The following is a 21,493-nucleotide window of genomic DNA, read 5'->3' on the forward strand; positions in this document are numbered from 1 at the left end:
GGGGAGAATATGGAGTCATCAGAAAATTTAGTAGTCCAATTTTTAGGAATACATTTTGATGTGACAATTCTTATCATGTCTCTCTTGGTGGTTTTATCAGCCTTCTTATTGATTTATTTTTCAACGAGAAAAATGTCTGTAAAACCTAAAGGGAAGCAGAATGTGATTGAATTTTTGTATGAGTTTGTTCAAGGTGCCATTAGTCAAAACTTGGGCAAATACACCAAAGATTATAGTCTGTTTTTCTTTGTCATCTTTTTCTTTGTATGGTTTTCCAACTCTATCGGTTTGCTAAGTAAGGTTGAACTAGGCGGATATAACTTTTGGACATCTCCAACAGCTAGTTTTGGTATCGATCTTGGACTTGCTCTAATCGTAGCCTTGGTTGTTCATATTGGGGCTATTCGTAAAAAAGGAATGAGCCACTATTTAAAAGGCTATTTGGGAGAAATGCCTGCTATGCTTCCAATGACTATTTTAGAGCAATTTACTAATGTTCTTTCACTAGCTGTTCGTTTATTCGGTAATATTTATGCCGGTGAGGTGGTAACGTCTTTAATTGTCAACTTAGTTGGTATCAACATCTTTTTGGCCCCACTATCATTTGGGATAAATTTGGTTTGGACAGCATTTTCGCTATTTATCGGTAGTATTCAGGCTTATGTATTTATCATTTTATCTTCCAAATATGTTGGCGAAAAGATTTTGGATGAGGAAGAGTAATTAGAGGGGAGAGACATAGTGGAATTACTAATTAATGCAACAACGCTTGGTAATCTGATTATCGTGACTGGCTCAGTTATTCTTTTGTATGTTCTTATTCGTAAGTATGCTTGGGAGCAAATTACAGGAATCTTCGAAGCACGTGAGCAGAAAATTGCTTCTGATATTGAAGGTGCAGAACAGTCTTTAGCGCAAGCAGAAGAATTGAAAGAAAAACGTGAGCAACAGCTTGCTCATGCAAGAGAAGAAGCAGGTCAAATTGTAGAAACTGCTAGACATACTAGTCAATCAGAAGGTGATAAAATCATCTCAGAAGCACGACTAGAAGCTGGTCGCCAAATTGAACAGGCGAAACAAAATATTGAACAAAGTAAAGCAGAAGCTGTCGCAAGTGTTAAGGGAGAAGTTGCTGACTTGACAGTTCTTTTAGCTGAAAAGATCATGGCAACGCATCTTGATGCTCAAGCACAGTCAGAATTAATTGATTCTTATCTGGATAAGCTAGGAGAAGCCTAATGGATGCAAAAACAACAGCTCTTGTGCAAGTTTATGCCAAGTCTTTAGTTGAAATCGCTTCTGATAAGGCTATCATTCCTTCTTTACGGCAAGAGACTGTAGCCATATTAGAAATTTTTAAAACAACTGATATCGCTCGTTTTCTTGCTAATATCAGCGTTCCTAAGTCAGAAAAAATTCAAATTGTTAGGTTGTTTCAAGAGTCTAGTTCAAAGGAATTGAACAATTTTCTTGAGGTAATTTTACAAAATGATCGAGAAGCTTTGTTAAAGGAAATTTTGTTGGCAGTTTTAGAGGAGATGGATAAGACTAGTAATACCTATGACATACTGGTCAAGTCTGCAGTAAAATTGTCATCAGATCAAAAGGAACGTTTACTCATAAAGGTGTCCCAAAAATTTGGGATTAAGGCAGGACGTCTGATTGAAGAAGTTGATCCATCTTTGATTGGTGGTTTTATCTTACAAGCTAATAATCAAGTCATTGATACAAGTATCAAACAACAATTACAGCAATTGAAAATGAATTTAAAATAGAAAGTGGTGTGACTTTTGGCAATAAATGCACAAGAAATTAGCGCTTTAATTAAAAAGCAAATCGAAAATTTTCAGCCAAATTTTGACGTCACTGAAATCGGTGTCGTAACATACATCGGTGATGGTATTGCTCGTGCTCGTGGTTTAGATAATGCCATGAGTGGAGAACTCCTCATTTTTGAAAATGGAACCTTCGGTATGGCTCAAAACCTTGAGTCAAATGATGTAGGGATTATCATTTTGGGAGATTTCGGAGCTATCCGTGAAGGTGACACAGTCAAACGTACTGGTAAAATCATGGAAGTACCAGTAGGTGAAGAAATGATTGGACGTGTGGTGAACCCTCTTGGCCAACCTGTAGATGGATTGGGTGAGATCAAGACAAGTAAGACCCGTCCTGTTGAAGCTCCAGCTCCAGGTGTAATGCAACGTAAATCTGTTTCTGAGCCATTACAAACGGGATTAAAAGCTATTGATGCTCTTGTTCCCATTGGTCGTGGTCAACGGGAACTGGTGATTGGTGACCGCCAAACAGGTAAGACCTCCATCGCTATCGATGCTATCTTGAACCAAAAAGGTCAAGATATGATTTGTATTTATGTAGCGATTGGACAAAAAGAGTCAACTGTTCGTACGCAAGTTGAAACCCTTCGTCAATATGGGGCTTTGGATTATACGATTGTGGTTACAGCGTCTGCTTCACAACCTTCTCCTCTTTTATTCTTGGCACCTTATGCTGGTGTCGCAATGGCAGAAGAGTTTATGTATAATGGAAAACACGTTTTGATTGTTTATGATGATTTATCAAAGCAAGCAGTCGCTTATCGTGAACTTTCTCTTCTTCTTCGTCGTCCTCCAGGGCGTGAAGCTTATCCAGGGGATGTCTTCTATTTGCATAGTCGTTTATTAGAGCGTTCAGCAAAAGTTTCTGATGAACTAGGGGGTGGCTCTATTACAGCTCTTCCATTTATCGAAACTCAGGCAGGAGATATTTCAGCTTATATTGCGACCAATGTTATTTCTATTACAGATGGGCAAATCTTCTTAGAAAACGATTTGTTCAACTCTGGTATCCGTCCAGCCATTGATGCAGGTTCGTCTGTTTCACGTGTGGGGGGGGCTGCACAAATTAAAGCAATGAAGAAGGTGGCAGGAACGCTTCGTCTAGATTTGGCCTCTTATCGTGAGTTAGAAGCCTTTACACAATTTGGTTCGGATTTAGATGCTGCGACACAAGCAAAATTAAACCGTGGTCGTCGTACAGTGGAGGTCTTAAAACAACCATTGTATCAGCCACTTCCTGTGGAAAAACAAGTGACGATTTTATATGCTTTGACACATGGTTTCCTAGATAGTGTTCCTGTAGCAGATATATTAGCATTTGAAGAAGAGTTGTATGCTTATTTTGATGCTAATCATAGTGATATCTTTGACCATATTCGCACAACAAAAGATCTTCCTGAGGAAGCTGTTTTAGATGCAGCTATTCAAGAATTTAAAGATCAATCACGATTTAACTAAGAATAGGAGGCTTTCATTATGGCAGGCTCTCTTAGTGAAATTCAAGCAAGGATTGCATCCACTAAAAAAACAAGTCAGATTACAGGTGCCATGCATATGGTATCTGCAGCCAAATTGACTAAGTCAGAACAAGCTGCAAAAGATTTCCAAGTCTATGCTTCAAAAGTTCGTCAAATCACAACGGATCTATTGAAAGGTGATTTGTCAGGAGGATCAACTAATCCAATGTTGGTATCACGTCCTGTTAAAAAAACAGGTTATATTGTGATCACCTCTGATAAAGGATTAGTTGGTGGCTACAATTCAACCATCTTAAAAGCAGTTATGGAAATGCTAGAGCAAGATCATGATCATACAGATGAGTATGAAATTATTGCTATTGGTGGTATGGGGGCAGACTTCTTTAAGGCGCGTGGAATAGACATTGCGTTTGAATTACGTGGCTTAGCAGACCAACCTAGTTTTGAGCAAGTTGGACGCATCATCTCACAATCTGTGGAGATGTATAAAGAAGAGCTATTTGATGAATTATATGTTTGTTACAATCATCATGTTAATAGTTTGACAAGTCAAGTACGTGTTCAAAAAATGCTTCCAATCTCTGACTTAGATGAAGGTGAGGCTGCAAAAGAAGGTGTCACAGGTTTTGAATTGGAACCAAATCGTGAAGCTATTTTAGATCAATTACTACCACAGTTTACAGAAAGTTTAATTTATGGGGCAATTATTGATGCTAAAACAGCAGAACATGCAGCAGGAATGACAGCGATGCGTGCTGCAACAGATAATGCCAAAAATCTGATTAACGATTTAACCATTCAGTATAACCGTGCACGCCAAGCAGCGATTACACAAGAAATCACTGAGATTGTCGGTGGTGCAAATGCTTTAGATTGATAATTGTTTTATAGAATAGTTATCTTATCTAAAAATCAAAATAACATAAGGAGAAAATAATGAGCTCAGGCAAAATTGCTCAGGTTGTTGGACCAGTAGTTGATGTTCGTTTTGATGCTGGTGAAACCCTACCTGAGATTAACAATGCGTTGGTAGTTTATAAAAATGGCGATAAATCTCAAAAAATCGTTCTAGAAGTTGCTCTTGAATTGGGTGATGGTTTAGTACGTACTATTGCTATGGAATCTACTGATGGTTTAAGCCGTGGTTTAGAAGTATTGGATACTGGTCGTCCGATTTCTGTACCTGTTGGTAAAGAAACCTTGGGACGTGTCTTTAATGTCTTGGGTGACACTATTGATCTTGAGGCACCTTTTACAGATGCTGTTGATCGTGAACCAATTCATAAAAAAGCGCCAGCATTTGATGAGTTATCAACTTCAACTGAAATTTTAGAAACAGGCATTAAAGTCATTGACCTTCTTGCTCCATATCTAAAAGGTGGTAAGGTTGGTTTATTCGGTGGTGCCGGTGTTGGTAAGACAGTCTTAATTCAAGAATTGATCCACAATATTGCGCAAGAGCACGGTGGGATTTCAGTTTTTACTGGTGTTGGTGAACGTACACGCGAAGGGAACGACCTTTACTGGGAAATGAAAGAATCTGGTGTTATTGAAAAGACTGCAATGGTCTTTGGTCAAATGAATGAACCACCAGGTGCTCGTATGCGTGTTGCACTGACAGGACTTACCATCGCTGAATATTTCCGTGATGTAGAAGGGCAAGATGTTCTTCTTTTCATTGATAATATTTTCCGTTTCACGCAAGCAGGTTCCGAGGTATCAGCTCTTCTTGGTCGTATGCCTTCTGCCGTTGGTTACCAGCCAACCTTAGCAACGGAGATGGGACAATTGCAAGAGCGTATCACCTCTACTAAAAAAGGCTCAGTTACCTCTATTCAAGCTATTTATGTCCCAGCCGATGACTATACTGACCCTGCTCCAGCGACTGCTTTTGCACACTTGGACTCAACTACTAACCTAGAACGCCGCTTAACACAAATGGGGATTTACCCAGCTGTTGATCCATTGGCATCAAGTTCACGTGCTCTTGCCCCAGAGATTGTGGGTCAAGAACACTATGAGGTCGCTTCAGAAGTACAACGTGTGTTACAACGTTATCGTGAGTTACAAGATATCATTGCAATCTTGGGGATGGATGAATTATCAGATGATGAGAAAGTGTTGGTAGGACGTGCCCGTCGCATCCAATTCTTCTTATCACAAAACTTTAACGTAGCGGAGCAATTTACTGGTATGCCAGGATCTTATGTTCCAGTTAAAGAAACTGTTAAAGGATTTAAAGAAATTCTTGAAGGAAAATATGATCATATTCCAGAAGATGCCTTTAGAAACGTTGGTCCAATTGAGGATGTTGTCGCAAAAGCGAAAAAATTAGGTTACTAATGAGGTGAGTCTATGGGATATATGACGGTACAAGTCGTGACTCCAGATGGTATAAAATACGACCATCATGCAAACCTTATTTCTGTGAGAACAATTGATGGTGAGATGGGGATTTTACCAAATCACGTTAATCTTATGGCTCCTCTTGCGGTACATGAGATGAAAATTCGTCGCATTGATGATGATAAGCATGTTGATTGGGTAGCTGTTAATGGAGGCATTATGGAAGTGAAAGATAATGTCGTGACCATTGTAGCAGATTCAGCTGAACGTGAGCGTGACATTGATGTTAGTCGTGCTGAACGTGCGAAACTTCGTGCCGAACGTGACTTAGCTGATGCAGAAAATTCGCATGATATTGATGAGGTGCGTCGTGCCCGAATTGCTCTTCAACGTGCCCTTAACCGAATCAGTGTTGGAACAAAATAAGTAGCTAAACCGAGATTTTTCTCGGTTTTTTTGTTATGATGTTCTTATGGAATTAATCAATCATATTGTGACACTCTCAAGTCATCTTTTTTTCATCTATTTTTCTTATCACTTATTTAGTCATTTATTTGACTGGGAGAAGATGATAAAAATGACACCTGATAATTTGGGACGTATTCGTATTTTTGTAGTTTTTATTAGCATTGCTTTAGGCTACCTTGTGTCATCATTTTTCTTGGGGATCATTGAGTTAAGTCAGTTGATGTGGACCGTATTTCAGTAAAATATAAAGTATGGAGTATCTAATGGATAAAATTATTGTTAATGGTGGAAACACTAAATTACAAGGAGAAGTTGTTATTGAAGGGGCGAAAAATGCAGTATTACCCCTTTTAGCAGCAACCATTTTGCCGAGTGAAGGTAAGACAAAATTGACCAATGTTCCCATTTTATCAGACGTTTTTACTATGAATAATGTGGTACGTGGTTTAAATATTACGGTAGATTTTGATGAAGATAAACACCAAGTGGTAGTAGATGCAACTGGTGATCTTTTAGATGAAGCCCCTTATGAGTATGTTAGTCAAATGCGTGCTTCAATCGTGGTATTAGGTCCAATTTTAGCTCGTCAAGGACATGCTAAGGTGTCTATGCCAGGAGGTTGCACCATAGGAAGTCGTCCTATCGATTTACACTTAAAAGGCTTAGAGGCAATGGGGGCTGTTATTACCCAAGAAGGTGGTGATATTACAGCTAAAGCTGAACGCTTAAAAGGGGCTATGATTTATATGGATTTCCCAAGTGTCGGTGCTACCCAAAACTTGATGATGGCAGCCACCCTTGCTGAAGGGACAACCATCATTGAAAATGCTGCGCGTGAACCTGAAATTGTTGACTTGGCAATGTTATTAAATAAAATGGGTGCAGATGTCCGTGGTGCTGGAACAGAGACGTTGACCATTGTTGGAGTAGAAAAACTGCATGGTGCAGAGCACAGTGTTGTTCAAGATCGTATTGAAGCAGGGACTTTTATGGTAGCTGCGGCAATGACCAATGGTGATATCTTGATTAAAGATGCTGTTTGGGAGCACAATCGTCCCTTGATTTCTAAATTAATGGAGATGGGCGTTGAGATTATTGAAGAATCAGAAGGGATTCGCGTTAAAGCTGACACTGCTCAATTAAAGCCTGTCACTGTTAAAACACTTCCTCATCCAGGTTTCCCTACGGATATGCAGGCACAATTTACAGCTTTGATGGCAGTGGTGAGTGGTGAATCTACTATGATTGAAACGGTATTTGAAAATCGTTTCCAACATTTAGAAGAGATGCGTCGAATGGGCTTGAGTACTGAGATTATGCGTGACACAGCTTTGATTCATGGGGGTGGGGAATTACAAGGAGCTCCTGTGATGTCAACTGATCTTCGTGCTAGCGCAGCCCTTATTTTAACGGGGATGGTGGCTAAAGGTAAAACAACTATTGGTAAGTTAAGTCACTTAGATCGTGGTTATTATGAGTTCCACAAAAAGCTAGCTGCTTTGGGAGCTGACATTGAACGTGTTAGTGAGGATTAGTCATGGATTTTGGATTAAAATATGTTGCCCGTCAGCTTTTATTTATCTTATTAGTTGTGATTTTATGTCTGATTTTTTTAGCTATTGGCTTAATGTTAGGCTATAGCATTTTTGGACAAGGGGATAATCCTTTTGCAATCTTATCTCCAAGCAAATGGTCTGATATTTTCGCTAAATTTACAGGCTGATAGGAGTAAACATGGCAAAGAAAAGAAGGAAAAAAAAGACCAACCCACTGATTAGTCTCTTAGTCTTAGTTGCTACATTGGGACTATATTTTATCACGACAAGTGACAAAATCTCTAACGACAATCCCATTAAGCAAGTTGCGCAATTGGTAACCAATACCAATGCAAGTAGTGGTCAAGTGGCTTCAAATGGCTCAACAGCTAGTGAATCCACGCCAACAGAAGCGCTTGCTAATACCGTGATGACAGCTAATGTCAAACAGCAACTAGGAAATCAGATTCAATGGAATGGTGCCGGAGCCTTTATTATCAATAATAATAAGACAGATCTTAATGCTAAGGTCTCCAGTCTCCCTTATGTCGATAATAAAACCAAGGTGGTCCAAGGGCAAACTGTTCCAACCGTTGCCAATGCCTTGTTAACCAAAGCAACGAGACAATATCAAAATCGTGAAGCTACTGGTAATGGCTCAACCTCTTGGAAACCAGCAGGTTGGCATCAGGTCTTAAAATTATCTGGGGAATATAATCATGCGGTTGATCGTGGGCATTTGATTGGATATGCTTTAGCTGGGAACTTAAAAGGATTTGATGCTTCAACCAGTAATCCTAAAAATATCGCAACTCAGACGGCCTGGTCTAACCAAGCTGGATCAAGTGATTCAACCGGACAAAATTATTATGAAGGCTTTATCAGAAAGGCACTTGATAATAATAAAAGAGTTCGTTATCGTGTTTCCTTAGTTTATGATGGAAATAATCTAATTTCTTCAGGAGTGCACCTGGAAGCTAAGTCTTCTGATGGAAGTTTGGAGTTTAATGTGTTTGTGCCTAACGTTCAATCTGGTATCACTTTAAATTATGCGACTGGAGAAGTGACAGTAAACTAAGATGAGAAGATCACAGAAAGCTCTTGTCTGTAAAAAAATTTTTTGATAGAATGGTAGTAATTGAATAATGGTCCAAGAGACTAGTAACCTTATGGCAATTTAACAGGGATTGGGAGCCGTGACTGGAAGCTCCCTAGATGAAAATTTGGTGAATTCACTCAGAAAAAGGACCGGTAATTAAGGTCTGCACAGCAGATAAAAGACGGATGGTACCGCGTGTTAACGCTCCGATTTAAGAGGAGTAGTGGCATGCGGTTTTTCTTTTGTTAAGCTAGTTAAGGCTGTTTAGAACTTGGGATGGGAATCTCATGTTAGGTTGAATGGCTAAGCTAGCACAATTATGTTTTTAAAAGGAAGGATAGCAATGGATTTACAGGTACAATTAAAAGAATTGCAAGAAAAGACACTTTCTCAACTTAAAGAGTTGGGAGCAGAAGGCTCAAAAGAGTTACAAGATTTACGCGTACAAGTTTTAGGTAAAAAAGGTTCTTTAACAGAGCTCTTAAAAGGTTTAAAAGACCTTTCACACGATATGCGACCTGTTATCGGGAAGCAAGTTAATGAAGTGCGTGATGTATTGACAACTGCTTTTGAAGAGCAAGTAAAAATTGTTGAACAAGCTAAGATTCAGGCGCAGCTAGAAAGTGAGACAATTGATGTGACCCTTCCAGGTCGTAAAGTTGCTGTTGGGAATCGTCATATTCTAAGCCAAACAAGTGAAGAAATTGAAGATATTTTCTTAGGAATGGGCTTTCAAGTTGTTGATGGATTTGAGGTTGAAAAAGATTACTACAACTTTGAACGTATGAACCTTCCAAAAGATCACCCAGCACGCGATATGCAAGATACCTTTTATATTACAGAGGAAATCTTACTCCGTACCCATACCAGCCCTGTTCAAGCGCGTACGTTAGATGAGCATGATTTTTCAAAAGGGCCATTAAAAATGATCTCTCCAGGTCGTGTTTTCCGTCGTGATACTGATGATGCAACCCATAGCCATCAATTTCATCAGATTGAAGGACTTGTTGTTGGAAAAAATATTTCTATGGGAGATCTTAAGGGCACACTTGAGATGATTATTAAGAAAATGTTTGGTGAGGATCGTAAGATTCGTTTACGCCCATCTTATTTCCCATTCACTGAGCCATCTGTTGAAGTAGATGTATCTTGCTTTAAGTGTGGTGGACAAGGTTGTAATGTATGTAAGAAAACAGGATGGATCGAAATTTTAGGAGCTGGTATGGTTCACCCCCGTGTCCTTGAAATGTCAGGTGTCGATTCAGAAGAGTACTCTGGTTTTGCCTTTGGTTTAGGTCAAGAACGTATTGCCATGTTACGTTATGGTATCAATGATATTCGTGGCTTCTACCAAGGGGATCAACGTTTCACGGAGCAATTTAAATAATGTCTAAAATTGTTTCTATCGGGTCTCATCAGGTTGAGCTCCTAAGAGAAGTAGCTATGGAAACCTATCAATCAACTTTTGGATCTTATATGAACCAAGAGGATCTTGAGACCTACTTTAACTCAGACTTATCTTTAGCACGTCTTAAAAAGGAGTTAGAGAATCCTGATTCGCAGCACTATTTTTTATTGGTTGAAGAAGAAATTGCGGGTTTTTTAAAACTAAATCAAGGTTTAGCTCAAACAGAACAAGAGCTGCCTAATGCGTTTGAGATTCAACGGATTTATTTAAAACAAGCTTATCAAGGTTTGGGTTTTGGAAAGGTCTTATTTGATTTTGCGATGGAAAAAGCTTTGGCTTCCAATTGTGAATGGGTCTGGTTAGGAGTTTGGGAACACAATATCAGAGCACAAGCTTTTTATCAAAAATATGGCTTTGAGCGTTTTGGTCAACATGAGTTTGTGACAGGAAATAAGATTGATACAGATTGGTTGTTAAGAAAGCCCCTAGAGAGAAAGGAAAAACATGTTAGTAAGTTATAAATGGTTAAAAGAACTGGTTGCGATTGATGTGCCAAGTCAAGAATTGGCTGAAAAAATGTCAACAACCGGTATTGAAGTAGAAGGTGTGGAAAGTCCAGCTGAGGGCTTGTCAAAATTAGTTGTTGGTGAGGTGGTCTCTTGTGAGGATGTTCCAGACACTCACCTTCATCTTTGTCAAGTTAATACAGGTGATAAAGAACTACGCCAAGTAGTGTGTGGTGCACCAAATGTACGGGCAGGAATTAAGGTTATTGTTGCTATTCCAGGTGCCCGTATTGCAGATAACTATAAGATAAAAAAAGGAAAAATTCGTGGAATGGAATCGCTTGGCATGATTTGTTCATTAGCTGAGTTGGGGATTTCAGATTCAGTGATTCCAAAAGAGTTTTCTGATGGGATTCAAATTTTACCAGAAGATGCTGTTCCAGGTGATGAAATTTTTAAATATCTTGATTTAGATGATGAGATTATTGAGTTGTCTATTACCCCAAACCGTGCAGATGCTCTGTCAATGCGTGGAGTTGCGCATGAAGTGGCAGCTATCTATGGTCAGGCTGTTCAATTCCCTGAAAAAGTGGTTAAAGAGAGTGAGAAACCAGCTAAAGATAAGATCAGTGTAGGCATTGATTCGGATAAGGTCTTGATGTATTCTGCGCGTGTTGTAGAAAATGTCGTGGTTAAGCCGAGTCCACAGTGGTTGCAAAATCTATTGATGAACCAAGGAATTCGTCCTATCAACAATGTGGTGGATGTGACCAACTATATTCTTCTCTACTTTGGTCAGCCTATGCACGCCTTTGACTTTGATAAGTTTGAAAATGGAGACATTCTTGCTCGTCAGGCTAAAGCAGGTGAGAGTCTTATCACTCTTGATGGTGAAGTGCGTGAGTTAACAACAGAAGATATTGTTATCACGGTTAATGATAAACCTGTTGCTCTAGGTGGTGTGATGGGTGGTCAATCTACGGAGATTGATGCTAACTCTAAGACTGTCGTTCTTGAAGCAGCTGTTTTTGATGGTAAGTCTATCCGCAAGACAAGTGGACGCTTGAACTTACGTTCAGAGAGTTCATCACGTTTTGAAAAAGGGGTGAACTATGCAACCGTTACAGAAGCCCTTGATTTTGCTGCAGCTATGCTGACAGAATTAGCTGAAGGAGAAGTCCTATCGGGTATCGTTTCTGCAGGTCATGTGCCGACAGAAGCCGTTGAAGTTTCAACAAATCTTGATTATGTTAATACTCGCTTAGGGACAACACTAGATTATACCGATATTGAGGCTATTTTTGCTAAACTTGGTTTTGGTATCACAGGTGATGCAGACTACTTTACGGTTAGTGTGCCACGTCGCAGATGGGATATTAGTATTCAGGCTGATTTGGTTGAGGAAATTGCACGTATCTATGGTTATGACCAATTGCCAACTACTCTACCAGAAGCTGCAGGGACTGCAGGTGAGTTGACTCTGACACAAAGTTTGCGTCGAAAAGTTCGTACCCTAGCTGAAGGAGCAGGATTGTCAGAAATTATCTCTTATGCTTTAACAACACCAGAAAAAGCTGTTGAGTTTACCCCTCAAGCGACACAATTAACAGAATTGATGTGGCCGATGACCGTTGAACGTTCTGTTTTGCGTCAAAATATGATTTCAGGAATGCTAGATACGATTGCTTATAATGTGGCACGCCAGAATAAAAACTTAGCGATTTATGAAATCGGAAAAATCTTTGAACAAACAGGTCATCCTAAAGAAGATTTACCAACCGAAATCAATAGTTTTGCTTTTGCTTTGTCTGGTTTGGTAGCGGAAAAAGACTTCCAAACACTAGCTACACCAGTCGATTTCTTTTATGCAAAAGGGATTTTAGAGGCTATCTTTAAAAAGTTAAACTTAGAAGTGACTTATGTGGCGACAAAAGAGTTGGCAAGTATGCACCCAGGACGAACAGCAGAAATTCGTTTGGGAGAACAGTTACTTGGTTTTGTCGGACAAGTTCATCCACAAACCGCTAAAAATTATGATATTCCTGAAACTTACGTGGCAGAGTTAAACTTATCTGCTATCGAAGAAGCTCTTCAAGCTGATCCTATTTTTAAAGATATCACGAAATTCCCAGCTGTTTCTCGCGATATTGCTCTACTTTTGGATAAAGAAACCACACACCAAAGTATCTTAGACGCTATTTATGCAGCAGGTGTGAAACGTCTGACAGAAGTTAAACTCTTTGATGTTTATCAAGGTGAGCGTATTGAGGCTGGTAAAAAGTCCATGGCTTATAGCTTGACCTTCCAAAATCCATCGGATAACCTAACTGATGAAGAAGTGGCCAAATATATGGAAAAAATCACAAAATCACTGGTTGAGACAGTTGCAGCTGAGGTCAGATAAGAAGGAATAAAAGAGATTGGCGTTTCCCAATCTCTTTTTGCTCTAAGGAGGAAAAATAATGTATCAATCACATGTAGAAGGTAGATCCTTGTTTGAAGTGGTATCAAGCGGTTATGGTGAGTCTATCACAAGTTTTGGGCTAGTCGAACAGGGTGAAACACCTGTTAGTCTTTTAAACATTGCCTTAGCTTCATGTGTTACCATGTGTGTTCAAGGTTACTTTGCTAAGGTTCAGCATAAAAATGATGTCAAAGTAGTCGTTGATAGCCAGCTGGATTTTGAGAAAAAGTCCGTGGTGCTTTTCTTGGATTTAGATGTCCAATTAACAGAAGAAGTTAAGGATGATTTAGCCAACTATATTGAAGAAAAATGCAAGGTCAAACAATTATTAAGAGATGATTTGGCAGTGACTTGGTCTTATATTTAGAGTAAAAGGAAAAGCGGTAGGAGTTCAGAGCACTAAATCAGTGTTTCTGTATCCTATCGCTTTTTTTAGATATTAGTTTGACTGAAGGTGTCACCATGTTCTAAGTCACCATATTTGTAACCTTGTTCAAACCAGTATTTGCGTTGGGCAGAGGTCCCGTGGGTAAAGGAGTCTGGGACAGAGCGCCCATAGGCTTGCTCCTGTAAGGTGTCATCTCCAACAGCGTGTGCTGCATTTAAGGCCTCATCAATATCTCCAATGTCCAAGAGTCCTTGATTTTCAACATATTTTGCCCAAGCTCCTGCATAGTAGTCTGCTTGTAATTCAAGGCGCACATTTAATGCATTGGCATCTTTTTCAGATAATTTTTGGCGTTTGGTGGCATAAGAGGTCATGGTCCCAAGTTCGTTTTGAATGTGATGCCCCACCTCATGAGCAATGACGTAGGCCATGGCAAAGTCTCCAGAAGCCTTGTATTTATCAGAGAGTTCTTGATAAAAAGAGATATCAAGGTAAATTTTTTGGTCTCCTGAGCAGTAAAATGGTCCAGCTTGTGCGGACCCCATACCACAGGCTGTTTGAGTTTGGTCAGTATAAAAAACGAGTTTTGGAGCTTGATAAGTGAGATGATTTTGAGTAAACGTCTCACTCCAAAAATCTTCTGTGCTAGCAAGTACTTTGCTGACAAATTCAGCGTCAGTATCAGAAACATCTGCTCCCGAGGTTTCAACCTGCCGTGATTGATAATAATTTTGGTTTGATTGTCCTGTAAAAATGGAACTCAGTCCAGCACTTCCGCCAAAGACTAAAAGTAGAAGAACTAGGATGAGCTTTCCTTTTAGTCCCATTCGAGAAAAAAGAAGGGAAAAAAGAAGATTACCACTTGATCCACCACTACTTCCGAATGAAGTTCCTGATTGTCCTCTACGGTCTTCAATATTTGAACTTTCTCGTAACTTATCTGTTTTCATTATGGTCTCCTAAAATCATGTTACTTCTATTATACGTTATTTTGTCATACTTTTGTCAGGGTCTGACTCATAAATTTGATATAATAGGATAAAATGACATTGGAAAAGAAGAGGTAGGCGATGAAACTTTTATATACTGATATGAGACATAGTATGACGAGTATCTTGGCTAAGGAAGCAGCATATTATGCTAAAGAAGGGAAGCGTGTCTTTTACATTGCCCCTAACTCTTTATCTTTTGAAAAGGAAAGAGCTGTTTTAGAAAATCTACCTGAACAGGCTTCTTTTGCTATTACGATTACACGTTTTGCGCAATTAGGACGGTATTTTGTACTTCCTAAGGCAGATAAAAAAGAAAGCTTAGACGATACAGGGTTATCTATTTTGTTTTATCGAGTTTTATCTGAGTTTTCTGAACAAGATTTGAAGGTGTTTGGCAGTTTACGCTCTGATAGCCATTTTATCGAACAATTAGTAGCATTGTATCATGAGTTAAAAGGATCTAACTTAAGTGTTTTGGATCTAGAACACCTATCTAGTCCTGAGAAACGAGAGGATTTGATTAAAATTTTCTTAGCTCTTGAGACCAAGTTACAGGAGGGGCATTTTTCTTCACAGGGTAAACTTGCTCATTTTTCAAACTGTGTTACATCAGGTCTTTTAGATCAGGCTTTGAAGGAAGTAGTGGTTATTATCGATGGCTTTACGCGTTTTTCTGCAGAAGAAGAACTGTTAATCGCCTACCTCAATCAACGGTGCTTAGAGATAGTGATTGGGACTTATGCGAGTCAGAAGGCTTATCAAATGCCATTTGTAGAAGGTAATTTCTATCAAGCAGGGGTTGACTTTTTGCGACAACTGGCACTTTCTTATCAAACCAAGCCAGCTTATGTAGAAGAGAGCCGAGAGTTGACGACGTTTTCGAAAGTCAGTCAACTTCTAGAGGCCAAGCAGACCTTTACAGAGGTTAAAGAAGTCATCACAGATGATGACAAATCTCATTTAGAGCTGTGGGATGTTATCAACCAAAAAGAAGAAGTGGAACAAGTGGCTAAAACTATCCGTTATCACCTCAATCAAGGGTATCGCTATAAGGATATTTCTGTTTTGTTGGGTGATGTGGAAAGTTATAAACTTCAAATTGGAAAAATTTTTGATAAGTACGATATTCCTTATTATTTCGGAAAAGCAGAGTCGATGGCCACACATCCCTTGGTTCATTTTATGGAGAGTTTGGATCGTCTAAAACGCTATAACTTTAGAGCAGAGGACTTGATGAACCTTTTAAAATCGGGTCTTTATGGCAAGTTTTCTCAATATGATATAGATTATTTTGAACGTTATGTCACCTTTGCAGATATTAAGGGGCAGGCTAAATTTGCTCGTGAATTTAAGGTGAATCATGCCCAGCAATACAATCTAGAGGCTATAAATGAGATGCGTCAGGAAGTGATGTCACCTTTGCTAGATTTGTTTAAAACGCAAAGTCGTACAATATCAGGCCTATTAAAAAAATGGCAGACATTTTTATCTGCTATTTCTCTCACGGATAATTTGACCACCTTAGCCTATGATGATGCAGCTATTGATCAAGAAAAACATGAAGAGGTTTGGAAAGTTTTTACCCATATTCTAGAGCAGATGGCAACGATTTTTTCAGATAGTGCTTTGAGTTTAGGAGATTTTCTTGGGCTTTTACGCTCAGGGATGTTAGCAGCGGATTACCGTGTTGTTCCAGCAACAGTAGATGTCGTTAATGTTAAATCTTATGACTTGATTGAACCGCATTCTAATAAGATTATTTTTGCGATTGGATTGACCCAAACGAATTTTCCGAAATTTTCTAAAAATACGAGTTTAATCTCTGATGAGGAACGCCAAGCCATCAACGAACAGTCACATGCTACTGCCCATTTGGATATAGTGAGTAAAGACCATCTCAAGAAAAATCATTTTGCGGCTCTGTCTTTATTTAATGCAGCTAGTGATCACCTTATCCTGTCTCGTCCTCAATTACTTAATGAAACGTCTGATGAGGTGTCTCCTTATCTCTTGCAACTAGAGGAGTTAGGATTTTCCGTCCAAACGATTGGTCACAATCATTTTGAGTTGGCACCAGAAAATATCGGGCATTATAAGGGATTACTGTCAACTTTGGTGGATTTACAAAGAGATGAGTTGGCTAAAGAGTGGAATGAAAATCTAGATCAAAAAGAGACAAAAACTTATTGGTCAGTAGTATTACGTTATTTGCGTAAGCAATTGGAAAAAGAAGGGGTCAGTATCCCAACCATTACTGATCAGCTTGTCTCTACCCCTTTAACCAAGGATACCCTAGCTATTCTTTATCCTAAAAATCAAGCCTTACAAGTATCGGCTTCTAGTATTCGTGATTTTTATCAAAATGAGTATAGCTACTTTTTAAAGCACGTTTTACGTCTAAAAGAGCAAGATTCGATCCATCCAGATGCCAGAAGTCATGGGAATTTTTTGCACCGCATTTTTGAAAAAGTAACACAAGATACAGCTCAAAAATCCTTTGATGAGAAATTAGAGATAGCTATTCAGGAAACATGTCAAGAAGCCTCTTTCAAAGCTTTGTATGAAGAAGATCAAGAAAGTCAATATGCGCAATCGTTATTGTTGGACGTTGCGAGACGAACAGCCAAAATTTTAGAAGCAGAAACTCCAATTGAGATCAAGGCAGAAGAAGCTGTCTTTGGTGATGAAAGAGCTAGTTTACGTTTATCAGATGAGCGACATCTTATCGTCCGAGGAAAGATTGATCGCATTGATGTCTTAGAAGGGACAGATTATTTTGGCGTTGTCGATTATAAATCCAGTGAGAATCGATTTGATATTAAAAAGTTCTATCATGGTTTAAGTCCTCAGTTGCTAACTTATATTTCTGCTATTAAAGATAGTAAGCACTATGATTTTGCTCAAAAAGTATTTGGAGCGATGTATTTGCATATGCTAGACCCCATTGTTAACTTAAATGAGTTAAAAAACCTAGATGAAGTTCTGTCTAAATCGCAAGAAAAACTTAAGTATCAGGGGATTTTTCTCGATGATATCAGTAACCATTTGGGACAAGAGTATTATAAAACCTCTGCTTCCAAGTTTAGTCAAGAGGAGCTAGAGGTGATGCTGGCTTATAATGATTACCTTTTTAAAAAAGCAGGGCAGAAGATATTATCAGGACAGTTTGACATCAATCCGATTAGTGAAGATGGCAAATCCATTGCCACAGAGCAATACAAATCTATCACGCGCTTTGAGGCTAACTTGCATCTTTCTAATGCAAGATTTTTGGAAAAACTTCAAAAGGGTGAGAAACGAGACCTTTGGATTGAGAAGATGAAAGGAGACTTGGATTAATGGTATTTGAACCCTTTTTAACCCCTCAAGAAATTGAAGCATTACAAATAGCAGAAAAACAATCTGACAAAAAACGAAAACGCACCGAACAGCAGATTGAGGCGATTTATACGCATGGTCAAAATGTCCTTGTTTCAGCTTCAGCTGGTTCAGGAAAAACCTTTGTTATGGTTGAGCGTATTATTGATAAAATCAAGCGGGGAGTGGGGATTGAGCAATTATTTATTTCGACCTTTACCGTTAAGGCAGCAGGAGAACTAAAAAATCGTTTGGAGGAGAAGTTATCTGAGAGCTTGGCAGAGACACAAGACCAAGACTTACAACGCCATCTTGCTCAACAAATCGCTAATCTTCCCAATGCAGATATTGGTACTATGGATGCCTTTACGCAAAAATTAGTTAGTCAATACGGCTATCTTTTAGGCTTATCCCCACAATTTCGTATTTTACAAGATGCTTCGGAGCAAGATATTTTAAAAAATGAAGTTTATGCTAGCTTATTTGAGGCTTATATGTCTTCTGAACAGTCTGATTTATTTAGAGCTTTAGTGAGAAACTTTACGGGACAAAGTAAAAGTAGTAAAAATTTTAGAGCGGTTGTTTATCACATTCACACGTTTAGCCAATCTACCAGTAGTCCGAAAAAATGGTTGGAGGACACATTTTTAAAAGGCTATGAGCACTATAAAGATTTTAGCAGCTTACCAGATGCTATGATTGATGCGATTAGACGCGAAATGCATAATGCAGCAGATGCTCTTGTTGATGTGACGAATCTAGAGGACTATAAAAAAACAAAAAAAGATGGTAAAGAAACTGCAGCTTACCTAAAGCATCAGAAAATTTTTGAAAACCTTTATGAGTGGTCTAGAGATTTTTCTATCCTTTATGGTAAGGAGAAATTGGCTAATTTAGCACAAGATGTCCTAGCTTTATTGCCAGCTACAGGAGAGCTAACAGTTGCTAAGGTCAAGTACCCTATCTTTAAAACATTACAAAGTCAATTAAACGACCTCAAGCACTTAAGTGTCATCTTATCTTATCAATCTCAAGCTCTTCCGATTTTACAGCTTTTGCAAGCATTTGTATTGGAGTTTTCAGAACAGTATTTGCAACGAAAACGTGATGAAAATGCTTTTGAATTTTCAGATATTGGGCATTTTGCCATCCAGATTTTAGAGGATAATCAGTCGGTTAGAGACAGCTACCAAGCCAAATACCATGAAGTCATGGTAGATGAGTATCAAGATAATAACCACACCCAAGAGCGTTTATTAGACTTGTTATCAAATGGACAAAATCGTTTTATGGTAGGAGATATTAAGCAGTCCATCTACCGTTTTCGTCAAGCAGATCCTCAGATTTTTAATCAAAAATTCAAGCAGTATCAGAAGGAACAAGAAGCTGGGAAATTGATTTTACTGAAGGAAAATTTCCGTAGCCACCAAGCCGTTCTCAAAGCAACAAATGCGATTTTTACGCGATTGATGGATGAAGAAGTTGGGGAGATTGATTATGATGAGCGTCACCGCCTTTTAGCAGGTCATCCTGATCAACTAAAAGATGAACCTGACTATGAAGCTGAGTTTTTAATTTATAATACTGACCAAGAAGAGGGTGAAGATAATGCTACTCTTTCATCAGGTGAGATTGATCTGGTGATTAAAGAAATCATGAAACTACACCAAAAAGGTGTGGCTTTTGATGACATCACACTCTTGGTACCTTCTAGGACACGAAATGATATGATTTTACGTGCTTTTGAAGAGCATGGTATTCCTCTTGTGTCAGATGGTGGGGAGCAAAATTATCTCAAGTCAGTTGAGGTTTTAGTTTTGTTGGATACTCTTAGAACCATCGACAATCCCTTGAATGATTATGCCCTTGTCGCTCTTTTACGCTCTCCGATGTTTGCTTTTACAGAAGATGAGTTGGCGCGAATAGCTCTTCAAGGACATCAAGAAGAGCCACAAACCCTTCTTTATGATAAATTAGAGTTAGCCTTGGCCACAAAAGGTCAGCACCCTCAGTTGATTGGTCCCGAATTATTCAAAAAGATAGAAAATTTTAAGGCTTATCTGACAGAATGGCGTCGTTTTGCCAAAACCCACTCTCTTTATGACTTGATTTGGAAGATTTACAATGAGCGGTTTTACTATGACTATGTGGGGGCGCTAAGTTATGGTGAAAAACGTCAGGCTAATCTTTATGCGTTAGCGCTTCGTGCGAATCAGTTTGAAAAAACAGGTTTTAAAGGCTTATCGCGTTTTATCCGTATGATTGACAAACTTTTAGCCTCAGAGCATGATCTTGCAGATGTAGAGGTTTTTCTTCCTAAAAATGCCGTTCGTTTGATGACCGTCCATAAGAGTAAAGGTTTGGAATTTCAGTATGTCTTTTTGTTAAATAGCGATAAAAAGTTTAATAACCTAGATAGTAGAGGCCCCGTTATTCTTAGTCGGACAGAGGGGATCGGTATAAAATATTTGGCAGATATGAAAGCAGACTTCCCTGCCAGCCACTCGTATTCGCATCTTTATGTTAGTATGGATACCCTACCTTATCAAATGAACAAGCGTGCTCTAAAACTTGCGGCTATATCAGAGCAGATGCGACTGTTATATGTGGCTTTGACACGCGCTGAGAAAAAATTGTATATTGTTGGTAAAGGGAGTAAGGAAAAGTTAGCAGATAAATTTGATGGAAAGTCTAAAGATGGTAAGCTTTTAGCAGCTGATCGTGAAGCCATGACAAGTTTTCAAGATTGGATTTTAGCGATTATGGAGGCCTTTAGACACCAAGAACTCCCAATTAAGCAAACTTATGTGACAGATAGTGATCTTACCCAAGAAAAAATTGGTCAATTAAAACGAGAAGGCTTACTTGAAGCAGATGATTTGGCGCATAATCGCCAGTCTGATGTGATTAAGAAAGCCTTGGAGAGCTTAGATAAGGTTTTTGAACTGAATCAACAGTATCAAGCTGCCATTAACTTACCGACTCTGCGTACTCCAAGTCAGTTGAAAAAGCCTTTGATTGATGAAGAAGTGGGTGGTTTTGTACAAACGATGCCAACAGATCAGTCAGCGCCCCTCAAGCCCCTTCAGTTTCAGTTACCTGATTTTAGTCAAAAGCCAAAGGTCACTGCAGCTCAAATTGGATCAGCAGTTCATCAACTCATGCAAGTCGTGCCTCTAAAAGAAGCCCTAAGTTTATCTGATTTAGAGGAAGCCTTAGCTTTGATTGACCTAGACGAGCAAGTTAAGAAAGGACTTCATTTAGAAAAAATCTTAGCCATATTTTCAACAGATTTAGGAAAACGATTGGTTAAAGAAGCAGATAAGGTGTACCGTGAAGCACCATTTGCCATGTTGGAAAAAGATGATGCAAGTGGGGAGCAGTTTATTATTCGTGGTATTATTGATGGTTATCTTCTTTTAGATGATGAGATTATCTTATTTGACTATAAAACAGACCGCTACCATGAGCCAGAGGAGCTGAAAAAACGGTATCAAGATCAGATGAACCTTTATGCTAAAGCCCTATCTAAATCTTATAATGTGGCTATAGACAAAGTGAGTCGTTACCTGATTCTTCTTGGTGGAGATCAGGTGCGCGTGTTAGACCTATAA

Annotated in this window: 18 protein-coding genes; 17 read left to right on the forward strand and 1 reads right to left on the reverse strand. The window is 38.9% G+C overall.

Annotation, left to right across the window (positions count from 1 at the left end):
* Positions 1–9: 9 nt before the first annotated feature.
* From atpB to ACEE75_RS04005, 15 genes are all read left to right on the forward strand, one after another.
* Positions 10–723, forward strand: a complete 714-nt coding sequence (atpB, locus tag ACEE75_RS03935) for a F0F1 ATP synthase subunit A (RefSeq protein WP_427893910.1) — start codon at positions 10–12, stop codon at positions 721–723.
* Positions 724–741: 18 nt separating this feature from the next.
* On the forward strand, positions 742–1,239 hold the full coding sequence (atpF, locus tag ACEE75_RS03940; RefSeq protein WP_447574435.1) for a F0F1 ATP synthase subunit B: 498 nt from the start codon (positions 742–744) through the stop codon (positions 1,237–1,239).
* A complete protein-coding gene (locus ACEE75_RS03945) occupies positions 1,239–1,775 on the forward strand; it encodes a F0F1 ATP synthase subunit delta (protein WP_447574436.1) in 537 nt (178 codons plus the stop codon). Before atpF ends, ACEE75_RS03945 begins: the two co-directional genes overlap by 1 nt.
* Positions 1,776–1,790: 15 nt before the next feature.
* On the forward strand, positions 1,791–3,296 hold the full coding sequence (atpA, locus tag ACEE75_RS03950) for a F0F1 ATP synthase subunit alpha (RefSeq protein ID WP_449164732.1): 1,506 nt from the start codon (positions 1,791–1,793) through the stop codon (positions 3,294–3,296).
* Positions 3,297–3,314: 18 nt separating this feature from the next.
* The gene (locus ACEE75_RS03955) at positions 3,315–4,193 is read left to right on the forward strand and encodes a F0F1 ATP synthase subunit gamma (protein ID WP_354366942.1); all 879 of its coding nucleotides are present in this window, start codon (positions 3,315–3,317) and stop codon (positions 4,191–4,193) included.
* A 59-nt stretch (positions 4,194–4,252) separates the two neighbouring features.
* The gene (gene atpD / locus ACEE75_RS03960; protein ID WP_354366944.1) at positions 4,253–5,659 is read left to right on the forward strand and encodes a F0F1 ATP synthase subunit beta; all 1,407 of its coding nucleotides are present in this window, start codon (positions 4,253–4,255) and stop codon (positions 5,657–5,659) included.
* Between the two features lie 12 nt (positions 5,660–5,671).
* Positions 5,672–6,088: a F0F1 ATP synthase subunit epsilon gene (locus tag ACEE75_RS03965; RefSeq protein WP_447574438.1), complete on the forward strand. Its 417-nt coding sequence runs from the start codon at positions 5,672–5,674 to the stop codon at positions 6,086–6,088.
* Between the two features lie 46 nt (positions 6,089–6,134).
* Positions 6,135–6,371 carry a DUF1146 family protein gene (locus ACEE75_RS03970; RefSeq protein ID WP_447574439.1) on the forward strand — a complete coding sequence of 79 codons (237 nt, stop codon included), beginning with the start codon at positions 6,135–6,137 and terminating at the stop codon, positions 6,369–6,371.
* Between the two features lie 22 nt (positions 6,372–6,393).
* Positions 6,394–7,665: a UDP-N-acetylglucosamine 1-carboxyvinyltransferase gene (murA, locus tag ACEE75_RS03975; RefSeq protein ID WP_447574440.1), complete on the forward strand. Its 1,272-nt coding sequence runs from the start codon at positions 6,394–6,396 to the stop codon at positions 7,663–7,665.
* Positions 7,666–7,667: 2 nt separating this feature from the next.
* Positions 7,668–7,853 carry a DNA-directed RNA polymerase subunit beta gene (locus ACEE75_RS03980; protein WP_447574441.1) on the forward strand — a complete coding sequence of 62 codons (186 nt, stop codon included), beginning with the start codon at positions 7,668–7,670 and terminating at the stop codon, positions 7,851–7,853.
* An 11-nt stretch (positions 7,854–7,864) separates the two neighbouring features.
* Positions 7,865–8,743: a DNA/RNA non-specific endonuclease gene (locus tag ACEE75_RS03985; protein ID WP_447574442.1), complete on the forward strand. Its 879-nt coding sequence runs from the start codon at positions 7,865–7,867 to the stop codon at positions 8,741–8,743.
* Between the two features lie 364 nt (positions 8,744–9,107).
* A complete protein-coding gene (gene pheS, locus ACEE75_RS03990) occupies positions 9,108–10,151 on the forward strand; it encodes a phenylalanine--tRNA ligase subunit alpha (protein ID WP_447574443.1) in 1,044 nt (347 codons plus the stop codon).
* Positions 10,151–10,693 carry a GNAT family N-acetyltransferase gene (locus ACEE75_RS03995; protein ID WP_447574444.1) on the forward strand — a complete coding sequence of 181 codons (543 nt, stop codon included), beginning with the start codon at positions 10,151–10,153 and terminating at the stop codon, positions 10,691–10,693. Before pheS ends, ACEE75_RS03995 begins: the two co-directional genes overlap by 1 nt.
* A complete protein-coding gene (gene pheT, locus ACEE75_RS04000; RefSeq protein WP_447574445.1) occupies positions 10,677–13,082 on the forward strand; it encodes a phenylalanine--tRNA ligase subunit beta in 2,406 nt (801 codons plus the stop codon). Before ACEE75_RS03995 ends, pheT begins: the two co-directional genes overlap by 17 nt.
* Before the next feature lie 58 nt (positions 13,083–13,140).
* Positions 13,141–13,509 (forward strand): OsmC family protein, encoded by a 369-nt coding sequence (locus ACEE75_RS04005; protein WP_447574446.1) that lies wholly within the window; start codon positions 13,141–13,143, stop codon positions 13,507–13,509.
* Between the two features lie 65 nt (positions 13,510–13,574).
* On the opposite strand, the gene ypfJ is transcribed toward ACEE75_RS04005, so the two are convergent.
* A complete protein-coding gene (gene ypfJ, locus ACEE75_RS04010) occupies positions 13,575–14,480 on the reverse strand; it encodes a KPN_02809 family neutral zinc metallopeptidase (protein ID WP_447574447.1) in 906 nt (301 codons plus the stop codon).
* A 120-nt stretch (positions 14,481–14,600) separates the two neighbouring features.
* Here ypfJ and rexB point away from each other — a divergent pair, with 120 nt between their 5' ends.
* Entirely contained in the window at positions 14,601–17,861 is a 3,261-nt protein-coding gene (gene rexB / locus ACEE75_RS04015) for an ATP-dependent nuclease subunit B (RefSeq protein ID WP_447574448.1), read from the forward strand.
* Entirely contained in the window at positions 17,861–21,493 is a 3,633-nt protein-coding gene (gene addA, locus ACEE75_RS04020; RefSeq protein ID WP_447574449.1) for a helicase-exonuclease AddAB subunit AddA, read from the forward strand. Before rexB ends, addA begins: the two co-directional genes overlap by 1 nt.

The organism is Streptococcus sp. 11273D007BT (assembly GCF_053547195.1).

Coding starts and splice junctions, on each gene's coding strand:
- atpB (WP_427893910.1), top strand. CDS start 10: ATGGAGTCATCAGAAAATTTAGTAGTCCAATTTTTAGGAATACATTTT.
- ACEE75_RS03945 (WP_447574436.1), top strand. CDS start 1,239: ATGGATGCAAAAACAACAGCTCTTGTGCAAGTTTATGCCAAGTCTTTA.
- ACEE75_RS03955 (WP_354366942.1), top strand. CDS start 3,315: ATGGCAGGCTCTCTTAGTGAAATTCAAGCAAGGATTGCATCCACTAAA.
- atpD (WP_354366944.1), top strand. CDS start 4,253: ATGAGCTCAGGCAAAATTGCTCAGGTTGTTGGACCAGTAGTTGATGTT.
- ACEE75_RS03965 (WP_447574438.1), top strand. CDS start 5,672: ATGGGATATATGACGGTACAAGTCGTGACTCCAGATGGTATAAAATAC.
- ACEE75_RS03970 (WP_447574439.1), top strand. CDS start 6,135: ATGGAATTAATCAATCATATTGTGACACTCTCAAGTCATCTTTTTTTC.
- murA (WP_447574440.1), top strand. CDS start 6,394: ATGGATAAAATTATTGTTAATGGTGGAAACACTAAATTACAAGGAGAA.
- ACEE75_RS03980 (WP_447574441.1), top strand. CDS start 7,668: ATGGATTTTGGATTAAAATATGTTGCCCGTCAGCTTTTATTTATCTTA.
- ACEE75_RS03985 (WP_447574442.1), top strand. CDS start 7,865: ATGGCAAAGAAAAGAAGGAAAAAAAAGACCAACCCACTGATTAGTCTC.
- pheS (WP_447574443.1), top strand. CDS start 9,108: ATGGATTTACAGGTACAATTAAAAGAATTGCAAGAAAAGACACTTTCT.
- ACEE75_RS03995 (WP_447574444.1), top strand. CDS start 10,151: ATGTCTAAAATTGTTTCTATCGGGTCTCATCAGGTTGAGCTCCTAAGA.
- pheT (WP_447574445.1), top strand. CDS start 10,677: ATGTTAGTAAGTTATAAATGGTTAAAAGAACTGGTTGCGATTGATGTG.
- ACEE75_RS04005 (WP_447574446.1), top strand. CDS start 13,141: ATGTATCAATCACATGTAGAAGGTAGATCCTTGTTTGAAGTGGTATCA.
- ypfJ (WP_447574447.1), bottom strand. CDS start 14,480: ATGAAAACAGATAAGTTACGAGAAAGTTCAAATATTGAAGACCGTAGA.
- rexB (WP_447574448.1), top strand. CDS start 14,601: ATGAAACTTTTATATACTGATATGAGACATAGTATGACGAGTATCTTG.
- addA (WP_447574449.1), top strand. CDS start 17,861: ATGGTATTTGAACCCTTTTTAACCCCTCAAGAAATTGAAGCATTACAA.